General features: G+C 62.0%; 18 protein-coding genes and 1 tRNA gene. 11 read left to right on the top strand and 8 right to left on the bottom strand.

Annotated elements, in window-relative coordinates:
• Position 1: 1 nt before the first annotated feature.
• Positions 2 to 586 (top strand): helix-turn-helix domain-containing protein, encoded by a 585-nt coding sequence (locus AC3WMU_RS27985; RefSeq protein ID WP_006221996.1) that lies wholly within the window; start codon positions 2 to 4, stop codon positions 584 to 586.
• 82 nt (positions 587 to 668) lie between these two features.
• Positions 669 to 745: transfer RNA gene (locus AC3WMU_RS27980), tRNA-Arg, on the top strand.
• 62 nt (positions 746 to 807) lie between these two features.
• Here the strand turns inward: AC3WMU_RS27980 and AC3WMU_RS27975 are convergent.
• Positions 808 to 1,818, bottom strand: a complete 1,011-nt coding sequence (locus AC3WMU_RS27975; RefSeq protein WP_492283285.1) for a LysR family transcriptional regulator — start codon at positions 1,816 to 1,818, stop codon at positions 808 to 810.
• Positions 1,819 to 1,830: 12 nt separating this feature from the next.
• Between AC3WMU_RS27975 and AC3WMU_RS27970 the strand changes: the two genes are divergently transcribed.
• The 6 genes from AC3WMU_RS27970 to AC3WMU_RS27945 all read left to right on the top strand — a co-directional run bounded on the left by AC3WMU_RS27970 (position 1,831) and on the right by AC3WMU_RS27945 (position 11,132).
• On the top strand, positions 1,831 to 4,305 hold the full coding sequence (locus AC3WMU_RS27970) for a nitrilase-related carbon-nitrogen hydrolase (RefSeq protein ID WP_492283284.1): 2,475 nt from the start codon (positions 1,831 to 1,833) through the stop codon (positions 4,303 to 4,305).
• Positions 4,306 to 4,341: 36 nt separating this feature from the next.
• Positions 4,342 to 5,940 carry an ABC transporter substrate-binding protein gene (locus AC3WMU_RS27965; RefSeq protein ID WP_006221993.1) on the top strand — a complete coding sequence of 533 codons (1,599 nt, stop codon included), beginning with the start codon at positions 4,342 to 4,344 and terminating at the stop codon, positions 5,938 to 5,940.
• A 7-nt stretch (positions 5,941 to 5,947) separates the two neighbouring features.
• On the top strand, positions 5,948 to 6,889 hold the full coding sequence (locus AC3WMU_RS27960) for an ABC transporter permease (RefSeq protein ID WP_280027024.1): 942 nt from the start codon (positions 5,948 to 5,950) through the stop codon (positions 6,887 to 6,889).
• A 13-nt stretch (positions 6,890 to 6,902) separates the two neighbouring features.
• Positions 6,903 to 7,805 (top strand): ABC transporter permease, encoded by a 903-nt coding sequence (locus tag AC3WMU_RS27955; protein WP_492283283.1) that lies wholly within the window; start codon positions 6,903 to 6,905, stop codon positions 7,803 to 7,805.
• A gap of 25 nt (positions 7,806 to 7,830) precedes the next feature.
• Positions 7,831 to 9,492 (top strand): dipeptide ABC transporter ATP-binding protein, encoded by a 1,662-nt coding sequence (locus AC3WMU_RS27950; protein WP_492283322.1) that lies wholly within the window; start codon positions 7,831 to 7,833, stop codon positions 9,490 to 9,492.
• Between the two features lie 107 nt (positions 9,493 to 9,599).
• On the top strand, positions 9,600 to 11,132 hold the full coding sequence (locus AC3WMU_RS27945; RefSeq protein ID WP_492283321.1) for a M81 family metallopeptidase: 1,533 nt from the start codon (positions 9,600 to 9,602) through the stop codon (positions 11,130 to 11,132).
• Between the two features lie 62 nt (positions 11,133 to 11,194).
• On the opposite strand, the gene AC3WMU_RS27940 is transcribed toward AC3WMU_RS27945, so the two are convergent.
• The gene (locus tag AC3WMU_RS27940) at positions 11,195 to 11,695 is read right to left on the bottom strand and encodes an anti-virulence regulator CigR family protein (RefSeq protein ID WP_492283282.1); all 501 of its coding nucleotides are present in this window, start codon (positions 11,693 to 11,695) and stop codon (positions 11,195 to 11,197) included.
• Positions 11,696 to 11,911: 216 nt separating this feature from the next.
• Here AC3WMU_RS27940 and AC3WMU_RS27935 point away from each other — a divergent pair, with 216 nt between their 5' ends.
• Complete coding sequence (locus AC3WMU_RS27935; RefSeq protein WP_174544694.1) at positions 11,912 to 12,115, top strand: cold-shock protein; 204 nt, start codon at positions 11,912 to 11,914, stop codon at positions 12,113 to 12,115.
• Between the two features lie 122 nt (positions 12,116 to 12,237).
• On the opposite strand, the gene AC3WMU_RS27930 is transcribed toward AC3WMU_RS27935, so the two are convergent.
• The 4 genes from AC3WMU_RS27930 to AC3WMU_RS27915 all read right to left on the bottom strand — a co-directional run bounded on the left by AC3WMU_RS27930 (position 12,238) and on the right by AC3WMU_RS27915 (position 13,512).
• Positions 12,238 to 12,477, bottom strand: coding sequence for a hypothetical protein (locus tag AC3WMU_RS27930; RefSeq protein WP_006221987.1), 240 nt, complete (start codon positions 12,475 to 12,477; stop codon positions 12,238 to 12,240).
• A 64-nt stretch (positions 12,478 to 12,541) separates the two neighbouring features.
• Positions 12,542 to 12,787: a hypothetical protein gene (locus AC3WMU_RS27925; RefSeq protein ID WP_081533910.1), complete on the bottom strand. Its 246-nt coding sequence runs from the start codon at positions 12,785 to 12,787 to the stop codon at positions 12,542 to 12,544.
• A gap of 120 nt (positions 12,788 to 12,907) precedes the next feature.
• Entirely contained in the window at positions 12,908 to 13,186 is a 279-nt protein-coding gene (locus AC3WMU_RS27920; RefSeq protein WP_006221986.1) for a hypothetical protein, read from the bottom strand.
• An 89-nt stretch (positions 13,187 to 13,275) separates the two neighbouring features.
• Positions 13,276 to 13,512, bottom strand: a complete 237-nt coding sequence (locus AC3WMU_RS27915) for a CrpP-related protein (protein WP_006221985.1) — start codon at positions 13,510 to 13,512, stop codon at positions 13,276 to 13,278.
• A gap of 155 nt (positions 13,513 to 13,667) precedes the next feature.
• Here AC3WMU_RS27915 and AC3WMU_RS27910 point away from each other — a divergent pair, with 155 nt between their 5' ends.
• Together AC3WMU_RS27910 and AC3WMU_RS27905 are read left to right on the top strand one after the other, a co-directional pair.
• Positions 13,668 to 14,165, top strand: a complete 498-nt coding sequence (locus AC3WMU_RS27910; RefSeq protein WP_006221984.1) for a low affinity iron permease family protein — start codon at positions 13,668 to 13,670, stop codon at positions 14,163 to 14,165.
• A 604-nt stretch (positions 14,166 to 14,769) separates the two neighbouring features.
• Positions 14,770 to 15,000, top strand: coding sequence for a hypothetical protein (locus tag AC3WMU_RS27905; RefSeq protein ID WP_280027002.1), 231 nt, complete (start codon positions 14,770 to 14,772; stop codon positions 14,998 to 15,000).
• A gap of 12 nt (positions 15,001 to 15,012) precedes the next feature.
• On the opposite strand, the gene AC3WMU_RS27900 is transcribed toward AC3WMU_RS27905, so the two are convergent.
• Positions 15,013 to 16,131, bottom strand: a complete 1,119-nt coding sequence (locus AC3WMU_RS27900; protein WP_492283281.1) for a glycosyltransferase family 4 protein — start codon at positions 16,129 to 16,131, stop codon at positions 15,013 to 15,015.
• A complete protein-coding gene (locus tag AC3WMU_RS27895) occupies positions 16,106 to 17,062 on the bottom strand; it encodes a glycosyltransferase family 9 protein (RefSeq protein WP_454677544.1) in 957 nt (318 codons plus the stop codon). The genes AC3WMU_RS27900 and AC3WMU_RS27895 overlap by 26 nt, the downstream gene beginning before the upstream one ends.
• Between the last annotated feature and the right edge of the window lie 89 nt (positions 17,063 to 17,151).

Genomic DNA, 17,151 nt, shown 5'->3' with positions numbered 1-17,151 from the left:
GATGCAAGGCAACAAACAGAGCGCATTGGCACAACGGCTGCGAGCCCTGCGCCAGGCGCGCGCTTGGACATTGAAGCAGGCAGCGGCGGCCACCGGCGTCGCCGCGTCCACGCTGTCCAAAATCGAGAACAGCCTGCTGTCGCCCACCTATGACAACCTGATCAAGATTGCTGCCGGCCTGGACCTGGACGTGGCCGAACTCTTCACGGCGTCCGACGCGCACATGGGCACCGGCCGCCGCAGTCTCAGCCGCCAGGGCGAAGGGCGCCAGTACGAAACGCCGTACTACGACCACCGTCTGCTGTGCACCGCGTTGTCGCACAAGCGCATGATGCCGTTCCACACGCGAGTCAAGGCGCGCTCGTTCGACGAATTCCAGGACTGGAGCCGCCACCGCGGCGAGGAATTCGTCTACGTGCTGGAAGGCGAGGTGCAGCTGTACACCGAGTTCTACGAACCCGCGCGCCTGAAAGCCGGCGAAAGCTTCTACATAGACAGCCGCATGGGGCACCGGGTGATCAGCCTGAGCAAGGACGACGCGATCGTGCTCTGGGTGTCCACGCACGCGGATATCGAAGAAGAGTAGGGCGGCATCGGTCCCGCCCACCTTTTTCCGCAACAAGGTAAAATGCGGCGCCCGGATCTCTTCCGGGGCGCCAAAAGACTGCGCGGCAGTAGCTCAGCTGGATAGAGCACGGGCCTTCTAAGCCCGGGGTCGGGGGTTCGAGCCCCTCCTGCCGCGCCACGTTTCCTAGATAAATCAACGGCTTGGCCATACTCGCACCGCATTTCCTGCGGCGCACCACCTCAACTGCGGTTGTTCAGTATCTGCAATTGCATGGACGGGGTCTGGCGGGTAACCGCGGCATGCTGCGCGAAATGTTGATCGCGTTGATGGCGGAATTCATCGGCTTCGGCAAGCATCCACCCCTGCAGCGCGGCGATCTGTTCGGACGGTTGGTGTGCGGTAGCGAAGAAGTAGGAAGCGGGTGACGGCGCGAAGATGCCGAACACATCGATCAGACGGCCTGCCAGCACGTCTTCGAAAACGATGGCGGCGCGTCCCATCGCGATGCCTTGCCCGGTCATGGCCGAGCCCACCGCCAATTGCGACAAGTTAAAGCGTTGGCCCAGGTGCAAGTCCGGCAACTCCACGCCGGCATGTTCCAGCCACGTGCGCCATTCGATCAGGGCGGGTGCCCCCGCCCATGCCGAGTCGTCATGCAGCAGGAAGTTCGGCCGCAGGTCTTGAGGGGTCAGGATTTCGGGGTGCGCTGCCAGGAATTCCGGACTGGCGACGGGGAAGATCCATTCATCAAGCATTGCCACGCCCTTGGCGGGCGCCGTCTGCGCGGGCGTGAAGCAAATCATGGCGTCGATGTGTTTGCCAGGAAGGTGCTTGTCGTCCAGGGGCTGCACTTCGGCCTGCACGCGTAGGGGTATATCAGGATGACATCGAAAAAAGTCTCCCATGCGGGGCATCAGCCAACGCATGGCGAACGAGGGCGCGCAAATCATTTCCAGGGGCGCGGTCATGCGTTCCTGGCGGATTTCTCCGATCACCGTATCCATGCAGCGAAAGGCATCGCTGACCACGCGATGCAATCGTTCGCCTTCCGCGGTAAGCAGGACTTCCCGCGGTAACCGCTGGAGCACGGGCACTTCAAGCCAACCTTCAAGCTGCTTGATTTGCTGGCTGACGGCGCCCTGGGTGATGTGAAGTTCCTGCGCCGCACGGGTAAAGCTGCCGCAGCGCGCAACGGCCTCGAAGCAGCGCAACCAAGTCAATAGAGAGGGTGAGAAACGCGTCTTCATCATCTGCTTCGTTAGTTGGGTGGCCGCTCCCCGGCGTGGTGCAGGATTGGCACGAAACGGTGCGAAAAAAACGTCATCGCGGTGCAGCAAATTGTGCGTTGCCTGATCCCGGCGATTGTCTGGCCTGAGATTAGTGCCGCTAATGGGCTGGGCCAGTATAAGTCGTTTGTATCGCCTTCTGATCAAGGTGACTATGCAGCCATCAGCGACCACATGCAGGTCGCCTTCACGGAGACAACGATGGCACGGCACATCACGATCGGCGCGGCGCAGCTTGGCCCGATTGCCAAGGGAGAGGGCAGGGAAGCGGTGGTCAAGCGGCTGATCGCGTTGCTTCGGCAAGCCAGTGCCCGCGGCTGCGAACTCGTGGTTTTTCCCGAGCTGGCGCTGACCACCTTCTTTCCGCGCTGGCTGATTGAACGCGGCCCCGAGCTGGACGCGTGGTACGAGGCGGAAATGCCGAATGCGCAGACGCAACCGTTGTTCGATGAGGCGCGCGCCTTAGGCGTTGGCTTCTACATCGGGTATGCGGAGCTGGCCGTCGAAGACGGCAAGACGCACCACTACAACACGTCCATTCTGGTCGGTGCGGACGGGGAAATCATTGGCAAGTACCGCAAGATCCATTTGCCTGGGCATGTGGAGCCGCAACCCGGCCGCGACTCCCAGCATCTGGAGAAGCGTTATTTTGAACCGGGAAATCTGGGTTTTCCCGTATGGGACGCCTTTGGCGGCGTGGTGGGCATGTGCTTGTGCAATGACCGGCGCTGGCCCGAAACCTATCGGGTGATGGCCCTGCAAGGCGCGGAGCTAGTCGTGCTGGGCTACAACACGCCCAATGACCACACCGGCGACGGTGCGGTGGATGGCTTGTCCAATTTCCACAACCACCTGGCCATGCAGGCAGGGGCGTATCAGAACAGCACGTGGGTCGTGGGCACGGCCAAGTGCGGCCGCGAAGAGGGGGCCCTGATGATCGGGCAGAGCGCCATCATCGCGCCCTCCGGCGAAATCGTGGCGATGGCGACGACGCTTGAAGACGAACTCGTGACCGCGCGCTGCGATCTGGACATGAGCAAGGTGTATCGCGAGACATTCTTTGATTTCGCGCGCCATCGCGAGCCGCAGCACTACGGCTTGATTGTCGAGCGCAAGGGCGTGGGTCCGGCCTTGACCAAGAAAGTGGCCACTCGCGCCCATGCCCCCCTTGATGCCTGCGTGAAAGGAATGCCGGGCCTGATCGGGGCGGTGCCCATCGAGGACATCGCCAAGCAGGGATGGAACGTATTGCGCGAGGATTTGCCGCTACCGCTGGCGGTGATCAGGCAAGACGCCCTGCATCACAACAGCGACTGGATGCGCCGGTTCCTGGAAGAGCGCGGCTCGATTTTCGCGCCCCACGGCAAGACCACGATGAGCCCCCAGCTGTTTGATCTGCAACGCCGCGATGGTGCCTGGGGCATCACGTTGGCGACCTGCCATCAGGTTCAGGTCGCCCGCCAGTTTGGCGCGCAGCGGATTGTGTTGGCGAACCAGCTGGTCGGCAAGCAGTCTGTCGCGTACATCCTGCAGGCACTGCGTGACGATCCGAGCTTCGATTTCTATTGCCTGGTGGACGACGCGGCGCATGTCGAAGCCCTGGCGCAGGCCGCCCGCGAGGCCAATATCGGCAGGCCGTTGCAGGTGCTGCTTGAAGTGGGATATGCCGGCGGCCGTACCGGGTGCCGAGATGATGCGTGCGTGCAAGCGGTGATTGCCGCCTTGAAGCAAGCGTCTCCTTACCTGGCCCTGCGTGGGGTGGAAGGATTCGAGGGTTTGATCAAGCCCTTGCCCGAGCAGGATGTGGAAACGCAGATCGCCGCCTTCCTTGCCCGCATGATCGCGACCGTGCAGGCGTGTGAAGCCCAGCAGGTGTTTGCCGACGGCCCGATTCTGCTGAGTGCCGGCGGCTCGTCTTTCTACGACCTGGTGACACGGCACTTTTCCCCGCTGCGTTTGTCGCGCGAGCACATGGTGTTGACCCGCAGCGGTTGCTACCTGACGCACGATTCGCATCTCTACAAAGAGGCCTTCGCTCGATTGAAGGATCGCAGTCCGGATGTTGCCAGCCTGGGGCATGGCTTGCGGCCGGCGCTGGAAGTCTGGGGCTATGTGCAGTCCCGGCCGGAGTCGGGAAAGGTCATCGTCAATCTGGGAAAGCGCGATATTTCGCCCGACCATATGCCCCCCGTGATGGGGTGGTTCAGGCCGGGCACGGACACTGTTCCCGCAGCTGGCGCGGCGCCTTCCCCCTTGTCGCCCGGTCACGTCGCGACTGGCCTGGATGATCAGCACTGCCACATGAGCGTGCCCGTCGATTCGCCTTTGCGCGTGGGCGACATGGTGTGTTTCGGCATTTCGCACCCGTGCCTGACGTTCGACAAGTGGGAGGCCATTCTGATGGTGGACGAGCGTTACGACGTGGTAGGAGCCATTCGCACTTACTTCTAAGCAGCTTTCATTCTTTTAGACCAAGGGGAAAAAAACATGGCACAAAAGCAATCGATGGCATTGCAGGCGGTACGCCTGGCGCTGACCGCCAGCGCGGTATTCGGCACGGCCGCATTGGCGCCCGTTCAGGCGCAGACCGTGACGGCCGTGATGCATGCCGCTCTACGTTCATTGGACCCGGTGATCACCACCGGCTATATCGTCCGGAACCATGGCTACATGGTGTACGACACCCTGTTCTCCCTGGATGGAGACAACAAGATCCAGCCTCAGATGCTGGAGTCCTGGAAAGCCTCCGATGATGGCAAGACCTATACCTTCATCTTGCGGGAAGGGCTGAAGTGGCATGACGGCAAGCCGGTGACGTCGGCCGACTGCATCGCGTCGATCAAGCGTTGGGCGTCGCAGGACAAGATGGGCCAGATGATGGCGTCGATGATGTCCGGCATGGAAGCGGTCGATGACAGGACTTTTGTCATGCGCTTTTCCGAGGCCACGGATCTGGCCGTGCGCGCCTTGGCCAAGCCCAGCGCCATCCCCGCCTTCATGATGCCCGAGCGCGTCGCCAATACGCCGCCGTCGCAAGCGATCAAGGAGACCATCGGTTCGGGTCCGTTCCGCTTTGTGACCGAGGAATACAAGCCGGGCGTGCAGGTGGTGTACGTGAAGAACACGGACTATGTACCGCGCAAGGAGCCTGCAAGCGGCCTGGCGGGGGGCAAGGTCGTCAAGGTGGACAAGGTCAAATGGGTGACCATGCCGGATCAGATGACGGCGGTGAATGCGCTGATCAACAAGGAAATTGATTTCCTCGAAAAAGCGCCTTTCGACCTGTTGCCGATGCTGGAGGGCAATAAAGACATCAACGTGCACGTCTTGACCTCGCAAGGCGGGCAATCCGAGATCCGCTTCAATTTCGAGCAACCGCCGTTCGACAACAAGCTGATTCGACAAGCCGCGGTATTGGCGGTCGACCAGAAAGAGGTGCTGCAGGCGCAGATTGGCAATCCCAAGTACTTCCAGACCTGCGCCGCCGTATTTGGCTGCGGCGGCCCCTATGAAAGCAATATCGGCGCCGAAAAACTGGTGAAGGGCGACCCGGTAAAGGCCGCGGCGCTACTGAAAGAGGCCAAGTACGACGGCACGCCGGTCGTGATATTGATGCCCTCGGATAATCCGGGCTCGGCCCCCATCCTGCAGGTGGTGGCGCAATCGCTGCGCAAGGCCGGCTTCAAGGTGGATCTGCAGTCCATGGACTGGCAGACGGTGCTCAATCGTCGCGCTTCTCACGAACCGGCCGCCAAGGGGGGGTGGAATATCTTCGGCACCTATACGGTGATTCCGGATATTCGGGACCCGCTTGCCTTCATGGGCGTGGCGGCGAACGGCAAGGACGCCTGGTTCGGCTGGCCGGACGTGCCGGAGATCGAAAAGCGCCGCGCACAGTTTGCGCGCACGAATGACCCGGCCGTGCTCAAGCGCCTGGCCGACGAGATCCAGGAACTGGTGATCGATGAAGGCGTCATCGTGCCCCTGGGGCAGTTTTCAAACCTGTCTGCCACGGGCAAGCAAATAACAGGTGTGGTGGTGGCTCCGGTTCCCGTGTTCTGGGACCTTCAAAAAACCGGTAAGTGAGTCGGCCATGCCTGGATTTCTTTTGAAGCGCCTGTTCTCCGTCATTCCGGTATTGGTGGTGGTCGCCATCATTGTTTTTGCCATGTTGCGTCTGACGCCCGGGGACCCCGCCGCAATCATTGCCGGCGACGGGGCTACCTCGGCTCAGATAGACGAAATACGCAAGAACATGGGGCTGGATAAGTCCATCCCGGATCAGTTTTCGATTTGGGTGGGCCGACTGGCACAGGGAGATCTGGGCACCTCGTTGATTTCCGATGCGCCGGTGTCCAGTCTGATCGCCGACCGCATCGGGCCGTCCATCGCGCTGTCGCTGTCGACTATCGTCTTCACGGTGCTGGTTGCGATTCCCCTGGGCATCGTGGCGGCTTGGCGGCAGGGGAAATTGGTGGATCGCGCCATCATGGCAGGCTCCGTCGTCGGATTTTCCGTGCCGGTGTTCATCATTGGCTACGTGTTGATCCTGATCTTTTCAATGCAGCTGGGCTGGTTCCCCGTGCAGGGCTATCAGCCGATGTCCGAAGGGGTGTGGCAGTTCGCGCAGCGCTTGATCCTGCCGACCCTGGCCTTGAGCACGGTGTATGTCGCCCTGATCGCACGCATTGTGCGCAGCAGTGTGATTGAAGTCATGCAGGAAGACTTCATCCGCACGGCGCGCGCCAAGGGGCTGCGCGAAAGCGGCGTGTTGCTGCGTCATGCGCTGGGCAATGCTGCCGTTCCCATCGTGACGATCATCGGGGTGAGTATTGCGATGCTCATCGGCGGCGTGGTGGTGACGGAATCCGTGTTCAACATTCCAGGCCTGGGGCGATTGGTCGTGGATGCCGTCCTGGCGCGGGATTATCCCGTCATCCAAGCCATGATCCTGCTTTTCTCATTGGTCTATGTCGGAATCAATCTGGTGATCGATCTTTCGTACACCGTTCTTGATCCGCGCATTCGTTATTGAAGGTGCGCACGCCATGTCTGCTACGACTTCATCTTTGCCGGCGCCTGGCGCGCCTGCCGTCGAGGCCGCCGCCTCGTCTTCGATCCTGGGGCAACTCAAAACCACCATGTCGGCCTGGCCGGCCATGCTGGCTATCGCCTTATTAGGCTTGTTGCTGGTCGGTACGATCTTTGCCCCGTGGTTGGGGACCGTGGATCCCACGCTGATGGATCCGGCCATCCGCCTGAAGCCGATGTCCGCCGAGCACTGGCTGGGCACCGATGCGTATGGCCGCGATGTGTACTCGCGTACGCTTTTTGGCGCGCGCGTGTCGTTGGCGGTGGGGTTGGGCGCGGTGGTGGCCAGCTTGCTGGTCGGCCTGGTCCTGGGGATCCTGGCCGGATACTTCAAGGCCGCCGACACCGTCATCATGCGCTTTCTGGATGGGGTGATGGCCATTCCCGGCATCTTGCTGGCGATTGCGCTGGTGTCCTTGTCCGGGGCCAGTCTGTTCACGGTGCTGGTGGCGATTTCCATTCCGGAGATTCCCCGGGTGGCGCGTATGGTGCGCAGCGTCATCCTGTCTGTCCGCAACGAACCCTATGTTGAAGCGGCGGTGTCGCTGGGTACCCGGGTGCCGGTGCTGGTGCTGCGGCACATGCTGCCCAATACCTACGCGCCGCTCATCGTGCAAGGTACCTACATCTTCGCCGCGGCGATTCTGACGGAGTCGGTACTGAGCTTTCTGGGGGCGGGAATTCCGCCGGAAACGCCGTCCTGGGGCAATGTGATGGCCGAGGGGCGCGTGTACTTCCAGATGCTGCCTGGCCTGATCCTGTATCCCGGGCTCTTGTTGTCGTTGACGGTGCTGAGCGTGAACATTCTTGGCGACGCGCTGCGCGACGCGCTCGATCCGCGATTCTCGCGCCGCTTCTGATGGCTTACCCAGGATTCACGACGTTATGAAAACAACCTCCGCTAATCGTGAGACGGACCAGGCGCCTGCGCTGAAGATCTCGGCGCTCACCGTGCAAGCCGGCCATGGCGCCGCCCGTCGGCCGGTGATCGAGAACATCTCGTTCGAGGTCTATCCCGGCGAAACCCTGTGCGTGGTGGGCGAATCCGGGTCGGGAAAATCCGTGACCTCGTTGGCCGCCATGGGACTGCTGCCCAAGGGCGTGTTGACCGCGACGGCCGGCAGCATCCTGCTGGGCAATGATGATGTGCTGCAGGCGACGCCTGACCGACTGCGCGCCCTGCGCGCTTCCCGGATCGCCATGGTGTTTCAAGAGCCCATGACGGCGTTGAATCCCGTGCAGAAGGTGGGCAGGCAGATTGATGAGGTGTTGCGCTTGCACAGCCGCCTGGGTGCGTCCGAGCGACGCAAACAGGTATTGGCGATGCTGGAGTCGGTGCATTTGCCGGACATCGAGCGGGTCTACAACGCCTACCCGCATCAATTGTCTGGCGGGCAGCGCCAGCGCATTGTGATTGCGATGGCCTTGATCCTGAAGCCGCAGGTGTTGATCGCGGATGAGCCAACCACCGCGCTGGACGTGACGACGCAAAAGCAGATCCTGACCCTGATCCGGGAGCTTCAGGAGCGGCAGCGCACGGCCGTGGTGTTCATCACGCACGATTTCGGGGTGGTGGCCGAGATTGCCGATCGCATTGTGGTCATGAATCGAGGCAGTGTCGTTGAGACCGGCACGCGCGATCAGATCCTTGCCCGGCCGTCGCAAGCGTATACCCGCATGCTGGTGTCATCCGTGCCCAGTCTTGTACCGCAGCAGCGGTCCTTGCCCAGCGGGGAGAAAGTGCTGGAGATCATCGGACTGGGCAAGACCTACAAAGAGAAGCCGTTTTTTGGCGCAGCGCGTGTGGTCGCGGCAGCCAAAGACGTGGCCTTGACGGTAAGGCGCGGTGAAATTGCGGGGGTGGTGGGCGAATCGGGATCAGGCAAGTCGACTGTCGCACGCTGTGTCGTCAGATTGATCGAGCCGAGCGCGGGCGCCATTTTCCTCAAGGACGAGGACATCGTGCAGGTATCGAGTGCCCAGATGCGGTTGCGGCGGACCCGTGTACAGATGATTTTCCAGGATCCCTATCGTTCGTTGAATCCGCGGCGTCAGGTGGGCGATTCGCTGATCGAGGGCTTGGTCAACTTTGGCGTCGCAAACGCCGAAGCGCGCGAGCAGGCCGCGCAGGCGCTCGAACTGGTGGGTCTCGGGCGCGACGTCATGCAGCGCTATCCCCACCAGTTCTCGGGCGGTCAACGTCAACGCCTGTGCATTGCGCGCGCCGTCGTGATGGAGCCGGATCTGCTGGTGGCCGATGAGGCGGTTTCCGCCCTGGACGTGTCGGTGCAGGACCAGGTTCTCAAACTGCTGGAGGAGATCCGGGCCCGGACGGGCGTGGCGATCCTCTTCATTACGCACGATTTGCGGGTGGCGGCCCAGATCTGCGACAGCATCGTTGTCATGCAGAAGGGATGTGTCGTGGAGTCCGGCCCTGCCGCCCGCGTGTTGACGGCCCCACAGCAGGCCTACACGCGCGAACTGATCGAGGCGGCACCCGGGCGGGATTGGGATTTCCGCAATTTCCGCGCCTTGCGCGCGGCATGAAGCGCTGGCCAAGAATTCAGTTCACAGCGCCAGCCGGATCGAGGCTTGGTCCCTCGTCCAGACAGGTCGGTGGTCTAACCGTTTTTCCATTTTCAGAGGAGCGCAAGATGCGCATCATTGTTGGCGGCTTTCAGCACGAAACGAATACGTTTGCACCAAGCAAGGCAGATTGGGACGCCTTCATGCTGGGCGGAGGCTGGCCTGGCATGGCGCGTGGCGAAGCCGTCTTCCCGGCTATCCAGGGCGCCAATATTCCCGCGGCGGGCTTCGCGGAGGCGGCGCGTGGACACCAGCACACCTTGATCCCCACGTTGTGGTGCGCCGCGAGCCCTTCCGCGCACGTCACGCGCGATGCCTTCGAGCGCATTGTGGCGATCCTGCTTGCGGACATCGCCGCGGCGCTGCCTGCGGACGGGGTATATCTTGATCTTCACGGGGCAATGGTCGCCGAGCATTACGACGACGGGGAAGGGGAAGTGCTGCGCCGCGTGCGCGAGCTGATCGGGCCGGAGGTGCCGCTGGTCGCCAGCCTGGACCTGCACGCCAACGTGACCGAGCGCATGTTGAAAGAGGCCGATGCCCTGATCGCCTATCGCACGTATCCCCACGTTGATATGGCTGACACGGGCGCCCGCGCATTTGCCTTCATGCAAAAGCGGTTAGATGGCATGCCGCGTCCCTGCGTCGCCGCCCGCCGCATCTCGTATCTGTTGCCGACCTGCTGGCAAAGCACGATGGCCATGCCGGCCAAAGGACTATACGAACGTCTTGAAACGCTGGAGGCCGCGCCGGGCGTTTCCAGCATGTCCTTTTGCATGGGTTTTCCCGCCGCGGACTTTCCGGACTGTGGCGCGCTCGTGTGGGCCTATGCCGACACGCAGTCAGCGGCAGATGCTGCGGCAGATGCGCTGACAGCCGATGTCGAGGCGGCCGAAGCCGCGTTTGCGGGCAAGCTGTATTCACCGGAAGAGGCGGTGCTGCAGGCGGCGAAGCTGGCTGCCAGCGCCAATAAGCCGGTCGTCATTGCCGACGCGCAGGATAATCCCGGCGCAGGCGGAGACTCCGACACCACGGCCATTCTGCGCGCGCTCGTGCGTCACAACGTGCCGGGCAGCGCATTGGGACTGATGGTGGATCCTCAGGCGGCCTTGCTGGCTCACCAGGCCGGGGAGGGGGCGACGGTGCGCATCGCGCTGGGCGGTCATTCTCGGATTCCAGGCGATGCGCCTTTCGAGGCGGATTTCGTGGTGGAGCGGCTGTCCGATGGGAAGTTCGTCGCAACCGGCCCCTTCTACTCCGGCTTTCGCATGGAGCTGGGGTCGAGCGCCTGCTTGCGTATTGGCGAAGTGCGCGTGGTCGTGGCGTCGCATAAAGCGCAGATGGCGGACCAGGCCATGTTCCGCTACGTGGGCATCGACCCCACCCAGCAGAACATCCTGGTGCTCAAGAGCACGACGCATTTCCGGGCGGATTTCACGCCCATTGCGGCAGACATCCTGATTTGCGCCGCCCCGGGACCGATGCCGATGAATCCTCTGGATTTGCCCTGGACCAATTTGCGCGACAGCTTGCGCATGCATCCCGGCGGCCCTACCTTCGCGCAGTTCAAAGCGGGCACGCGCGAGCTGCAATCGGCTTGAGGTCCGAGACGGGGGGCGTCGAGACGTTGGCGCGCTGACGCTGCGGAGCGACGCTTTTCCCGTCAATCAAACACGTCAAAAAGCACGTCGGCGACTATCGCCGTGGCGACGGCTACAAGGATGAGGTCCGCCCCGGCAACTCTCCATTCATACCCGGGATAGACGGGAAGGCGTGCCAGCATGGGGCCGGGGACCATCTTTTTGGCGATTCCCGGAGGCAGGGGCTTGCCGCGAGCGAGGTTCTTCCGTACGCCCGGCGGCAACGAACCGTAGCCCGACAGCCCGTACTCCTGCGCGTAGCCCCTGGCGGTAGAGATCGTGATGCCGGCGTGGCGAAGCGTGACATTGACGTCGCTGGAATTGCTCCCTTTGCCTGAACCGTCGTTCCCGTTGTTACCCTTGCCGTTGCCGTTGCCGTTTCCTTTGCCGTTTCCCTTGTTTTGCCCTTGACCCGGATTGTCGGGTTTGCCCTTTCCTTCAGGCGGAGCAGCCAGCGCGTTGCCCGCCACAAACAGACAGCAGAGGGCGGTAGCGGCGAATCGCTTCGAGGTGGTGGGGCGCATGGGATAGCTCCGATTAGGCCGAAAGTGGTACGGCGATTCTAGAGTCGGCCTGGCCTTTCGGCGTAGCGGGTGAAGTGATAAAGATGTAAGCAGGTCCACGTCCCTGGCTGACCTGTAGATGTGTCATTTCGAAACAGCGATATCTTTGTGGTGGCCAATCACCCATAGTGGCTCCGGGAATATTTTTTCCCTGTACATCTAGGACATACATTGAAGATAGAAACTGGCATCGTGAAGTGGTTCAACAACGACAAGGGCTACGGCTTTATTTCGCCGGAACTGGGTGGTAAAGACCTCTTCGCGCATTACTCTGAAATTCAGGGTGATGGGCACAAGTCGCTGGAAGAAAACCAGCGCGTGTCGTTCGTCGCCGGCCAAGGACAGAAAGGTCCCCAGGCGACGATGATCAAACCGATTTAATGGCTGAACTGCTTGCCGGAAGGCGGGCAGGTCGGTAGCAGTTGTGGGGCCGGATCCTTTGAAACATTGGATCCGGCCCTTTGGTTTTGGGGCGGACGGCAAGCAGCCGCCGTCCGCTGCGGTCAGGCGTCGGATTTATTCTTCATCACCCCACGGATATTCATCGCCGCCAACCCCAACTGCAATGCGATGAGGGCAATGGCATCATCGTGCAGCCCCCAAGCGATCCACAGCACGTTGCTCAGCAAGAAGACCCAAAAGCCCGCATTGCGTTTGCCTTGTCCGCGCGATGCTACGAGCCAGGCGGCGGCGAGGGACGTGGCCATCGCCGGCCATTGAAGAAGATCCCACGTCACGTCCATGTCGTGTGCCGCGCATTACCTGAATCATGGCTTGGCGACGGTGGGCAGATCAGCGATTGTCGATTCATTGCCACCACGCCGACGGACCATAAGCGCCCAGCCGGTCGATCCCCGGAGTCTGCTGCGGATCGACCCCCGGCATGGGGTTCGGGATGCTGTCGGGCGGCCACGGTGCGTCCTTCCCGCCTTTCTGCTCTCCGGGGGCATCCTGCTTTGGCTTGGAAGGCGGAATTTCTGCCGGGTGTTGCTCGGGCTGTGCGCCGTCGTTATCCGGCCGTGGAGGCGTATCGCTCGCAGGTAAGGTGTTCATGTGTTGCTCCTTGGGCTACCGGGAAGGGGCATGTCGTGGGGGAGGTCCGCCACGATGGCACTCACAGCAAACGCCGTGCCGAACACGAGGAACGGACGGCGTTACGCAACGTTCGCTTTGTCAGTGGAGTTTCTTGAGCACGCGCGCCACGCGTGCGATGCCGCCGGTACCGCTGGCCGCCCTGCCGATCAGGGCGCTGCCCACGGTGGTCATGGCCAGACGGGTGAGAAGGGTGCCTCGGCGCATCCCTGCCATTAGCAGCCATGCGCCGAGGCCGAACACGATCAGGTGTTCGCCTGGGAAATCGGGACGTTGCGCATCAATGTCCCGTAATTGCCGCGCCAGCGATTGAGGAGCGCGGTCATGGGTGGCGGATTCGGCATTTGCATCGGCTTTCATGGGGATCCCCAGTTTTCAAAGGATCCCCCGCGTCAGCAAGAGGCATGCCATGTCGGCGTTGCCCGCGGCCGGTTCTCCCTTGCCACGGTTTAGTGGCGGCGTCGTTCGGTTGCGCGCGGCACATACCGGATGACCCCATCGGGCGGTTTCCAGGATTTTGTTTCAGCCATCCAGCCAGCTTCCCAGGCCTCGACCTTTTCGCGCCATTCAACGATCGATTCACCGGTATGCCCAGGCATGACTGCTGCCTGATAGTAGGGACAATCCCACAAGGTCAAACCATCACGGGCGGCTTGGGCGCCCAGCTTTCGGATGTCATCGTGCATTGCCGCACCTCCAAAAGTGGATGAATGGGCAATTAGTATCGCGCCGCCGATTCCCTCTCCGCAATAGTGTGGGGGTGCTAGGCGGCCTAGTATGGCCGCAGGGGCTTTCGGTACGAAACTTGCTCAGTGTCGCTCATTGCTGAAGGGTAACGGGCATGCCAAAAGAAAAGCAGGGCAAGAAGATGAATGCCGTCTCACGGTTTTTTGATCACTTCGCGGCGCATGTGACCAAGTGGGCGGGTTCTCCCATGGCCTTCGGGTCTGCATTGATCGCCGTGTTGATCTGGGCGGCGTGCGGCCCCGCTTTCGGTTATTCCGAAACCTGGCAGCTGGTGATTAACACCGGCACCACGATCGTTACGTTCCTGATGGTCTTTTTGATCCAGCAGAGCCAGAACAAGGACGGGCAGGCATTGCACCTGAAACTGGACGAGTTGCTGATCGCCCTGAAAGGGGCGGATGAAGGACTCGTCGATGCCGAACAGCTGGACGAAGACAAGCTGTTGGCGCTGGCCGCGGCCTGCACCGCGCGCGCCCGGCTTGCCGCGCGGTCGGACCGGCGCAAGGGGCGCGAGGAACGGGTCCCGGGAAAAGGCCACCGTACGGTGCGCGGCAGCTTGCGGGTACGCCGCAAGGCTTTGCGCGCGGGATAGCTGAACAACGCTTTCCGCTACCCTTTGGAACCCCTCTGCGGACCGGGGCTTGCTATAAAGATGGCTATAGCAGCTATCCAGGGCCAGTAAGATGTCCATTCATACGTTGAGCCGATGCAGTGTCGCGCTCGTGCTCGTCGCACTCGTTGCCGGGTGTTCTTCGATCCTTCCGGGGTCATCCAGCTCCAGTCCTGGCACCGGCTCAAGTGCCGCCTCCGAACGGGTGGTCAGCGACAACTGCAAGTTTCTTCGCAGCCGGTGCATTTACGAGGGATCGTACGATGCAGGAGAACGTAACTATGCCGAGCAGGAAGCCAAGCGTCTGAATACTGCCGAATTGGAGCGGTTGCGGCGCGCATTTGCCAAATAAGTCGAAGGGCTGCGCGCGGAACGCCCACGTAATCCGGGGGTATTCGGCTAAACGAACGCGCCGATTGCGCGTTCTTTGGCATTGCCGACATTACGCGGAAAACTATATTGCGGAATAAATCGAAATATAGTTAACGAGTTAGATACTTTCTGTCTGCTTTATTTGCGTTTACTAGCGACGGCGAATCGCAACTCTCTCTACACTTCGCGCTCCGTGTAGAAATGCGAATCCAGGATGCTGAACTGGGCTGTGGTCGTGTCTGTGGCTTCTTTACTTGCGGTCTGGCCATCGCAAAAAATAATGGAAGAGATAATCTGCGTGACGCCGCCGGTCCAGGCAAAAATAATCGTGTTAATGAGAAAAGACGTTTTTCTGCAATGGCGCCAGCCCCAGGTATCCGGCTGCAGAAACGCGCAGGAAAAAGGCGTCGGGCAAATCCGGCTCGTCACCGGGGTGCGTGGCTGATCCCTGACTGAACTACGTCGCTGCCGTCGCCCGCCGGTATGCCTGCAGCGTGCTGAACATCTTTCCGCCCAAGCGGAAATTCGTTTCCGCGAACGCCCTGGCGTTGGACACGACGGCCTGCGCCTGCCGCGGGCCGTTTCTAATCTGCATGATGCAATCGGCATAGCCCGCGACGTCACCGGCTGCGGCTAGCCAGCCGGTCAGACCGGGGGTGACGATCTCCGGCAGGCCGCCCACATTGCTGGCGACAACGGGCCGGCCTATCGCGAATGATTCGGGCACGATGCGCGACCAGGCTTCCGTTGCCGACGGTACCAGCACCACGTCGGCCGCCTGAATCATGTCGGGTACATCGGTCCGGTGGCCGGCGAATACCACATGTTCTGCAATGCCCAGATCCACTGCCAGGCGGTAGAGTTCGTACGCATAGGGTTGGGTGCTGGGGGTGGGCATGCCCACGACCAGAGCCGCGGCGGGCACGCCCTGGCTGCGAAGCCGTTGCACCACGCGCAGCAGATCGGCCTGGCCCTTTTCCCGCCGCAGCATTCCCACGGTCGCGATCACGTAAGCGTCCTCGGGGGCGGCCAACTCCAGATTGCGCCGGATGCGCAAGCGAGCGTCGGGCTCGCTGGCTGGCCGAAAGAAGTCGTCGCCGGCCCACTCGCCCACGACGCTGATCCGGTCTTCGGGAACCAGCCGTGCCGCCAGTAGTTCCTGTTTACCGACGTCGCTGGTCGCGATGACGTGGTCGCAGCCGATCTTCCATTCCAGCCGACGGCGGGGCGAGGTGCGCATGGCTTTGGCGAAATGGCGGGTCCGGACGACCGCGCACAGGTCGCGGCAGAGCGCAGCGGTCTTGCCGTCGGCGCGGCTGTGGCTGTCGATGACCTGGATCCGTAGCGCCTTGATGGCGCGCCGCAGCGCCAGGACGGTCGACGGCGAATACGCCGGCTTGAAGTCGATGTCCACCGTCGTCACGGCGCGCGCGCGGGCCTCCTGGCTGACGGCGCTGCCTGCGGGTGAGGCGATGGCCACCTCGTAACCGTGGCGTTGAAGCCAGCTTGCTTGCTCCAAAGTGCGGAATTCCAGTCCGCCCAAGCCATGTTCAGCCAGCGTATGCAATATGCGCATGATGCTCCAGTACCTTGCGGCAGGCGCCCAGCACGTCGTCGGGCGTAATGGTGTCGATACCGTCCTCGAGGCGGCGCGGAACGACCGCGGCCGAGCGGGGCCGCTGCCAGAACCATTCGGGATTCGGTTCGTTGAAAATTCCGACGTACGGCACACAGGCGCCCTGCGCGATATGCGAGGGGCCGCAATCATTGGCCACCACCAGGCGCGCCTGCAGCATGACCGCACTAAGCTCCGGTATTGGCCGGCAATAGGCGATGGCAAAGTCCGGCCGCCGCATCGCCTCCAGCGCATCCCGTTCCGCCGCCTCTTGTCGGCCCAGTACGTAGAGGAACCGGGTGCCGTTGCCCAGCAACTGTTTGAGCCGGTCAGCCAGCCGAACGTAGTTCGCCAGGCTCCATCGCTTGAACGCGCCGGCGCCACCGCCCGGAATCATCACCACGTCGGCACGCGGGGCGGCGCGCAGGTGCGGGCGCGCCAGCGACTGGAAGCACTCGCGCGCCGCGCGTTCAAGGTCGAAGGGGCGGTACGAGGCCAGCAAGCGCAGATTGGCCAGGCCGATGTATTCGGCGGTGTCCTTGCGGTGGCAGTGCGTCCAGATCAGGTCGCTGAGGCGTGCGTTGCGGAACCCAAGCCGGATCGCCGGCAGCCGCAGCAGATTGATCAGGCCGAAGCGTTCGCTGCTGTGGTGCAGGCTGACGCAAATCCGGGTCTCTTTTTTCAGGCTGCGCAGGTAATCGCCGAATGTCGACGCGCGCACGAACTCATCGACCCAGGGCAGCGATCGGTAGAAATTGCCCACATCATCCCGCGCGACCACCTTGATCCGTTTCGATGACCACCACGTCTTCAGCTGATACAGGGTCGGCAGGGCGACGATCTGGTCGCCCAGTTGCGGCTGGCTTCTGACATACACAACGATTTCCGACACGTGGGCCTCCCTTGCTTACGCTGCGGCCGGGCGACCGCTGGCGGGCAATGTATCGGGAGACGGGCGGCAATTTTCCCGGATCCCTTTAA

The organism is Achromobacter sp. FW305-C-13 (assembly GCF_058783475.1).
The sequence above is the reverse complement of the archived record's forward strand: the minus strand, read 5'-3'. Positions and strand labels throughout refer to the sequence as shown.

Excerpts from the sequence above, each read along its gene's own strand:
- AC3WMU_RS27945 (WP_492283321.1), top strand. The coding sequence starts at position 9,600 with ATGCGCATCATTGTTGGCGGCTTTCAGCACGAAACGAATACGTTTGCA.
- AC3WMU_RS27955 (WP_492283283.1), top strand. The coding sequence starts at position 6,903 with ATGTCTGCTACGACTTCATCTTTGCCGGCGCCTGGCGCGCCTGCCGTC.
- AC3WMU_RS27975 (WP_492283285.1), bottom strand. The coding sequence starts at position 1,818 with ATGATGAAGACGCGTTTCTCACCCTCTCTATTGACTTGGTTGCGCTGC.
- AC3WMU_RS27920 (WP_006221986.1), bottom strand. The coding sequence starts at position 13,186 with ATGAAAGCCGATGCAAATGCCGAATCCGCCACCCATGACCGCGCTCCT.
- AC3WMU_RS27915 (WP_006221985.1), bottom strand. The coding sequence starts at position 13,512 with ATGCACGATGACATCCGAAAGCTGGGCGCCCAAGCCGCCCGTGATGGT.
- AC3WMU_RS27930 (WP_006221987.1), bottom strand. The coding sequence starts at position 12,477 with ATGGACGTGACGTGGGATCTTCTTCAATGGCCGGCGATGGCCACGTCC.
- AC3WMU_RS27985 (WP_006221996.1), top strand. The coding sequence starts at position 2 with ATGCAAGGCAACAAACAGAGCGCATTGGCACAACGGCTGCGAGCCCTG.
- AC3WMU_RS27925 (WP_081533910.1), bottom strand. The coding sequence starts at position 12,787 with ATGAACACCTTACCTGCGAGCGATACGCCTCCACGGCCGGATAACGAC.
- AC3WMU_RS27900 (WP_492283281.1), bottom strand. The coding sequence starts at position 16,131 with ATGCGCATATTGCATACGCTGGCTGAACATGGCTTGGGCGGACTGGAA.
- AC3WMU_RS27905 (WP_280027002.1), top strand. The coding sequence starts at position 14,770 with ATGCTGAACTGGGCTGTGGTCGTGTCTGTGGCTTCTTTACTTGCGGTC.
- AC3WMU_RS27965 (WP_006221993.1), top strand. The coding sequence starts at position 4,342 with ATGGCACAAAAGCAATCGATGGCATTGCAGGCGGTACGCCTGGCGCTG.
- AC3WMU_RS27910 (WP_006221984.1), top strand. The coding sequence starts at position 13,668 with ATGCCAAAAGAAAAGCAGGGCAAGAAGATGAATGCCGTCTCACGGTTT.
- AC3WMU_RS27950 (WP_492283322.1), top strand. The coding sequence starts at position 7,831 with ATGAAAACAACCTCCGCTAATCGTGAGACGGACCAGGCGCCTGCGCTG.
- AC3WMU_RS27940 (WP_492283282.1), bottom strand. The coding sequence starts at position 11,695 with ATGCGCCCCACCACCTCGAAGCGATTCGCCGCTACCGCCCTCTGCTGT.
- AC3WMU_RS27960 (WP_280027024.1), top strand. The coding sequence starts at position 5,948 with ATGCCTGGATTTCTTTTGAAGCGCCTGTTCTCCGTCATTCCGGTATTG.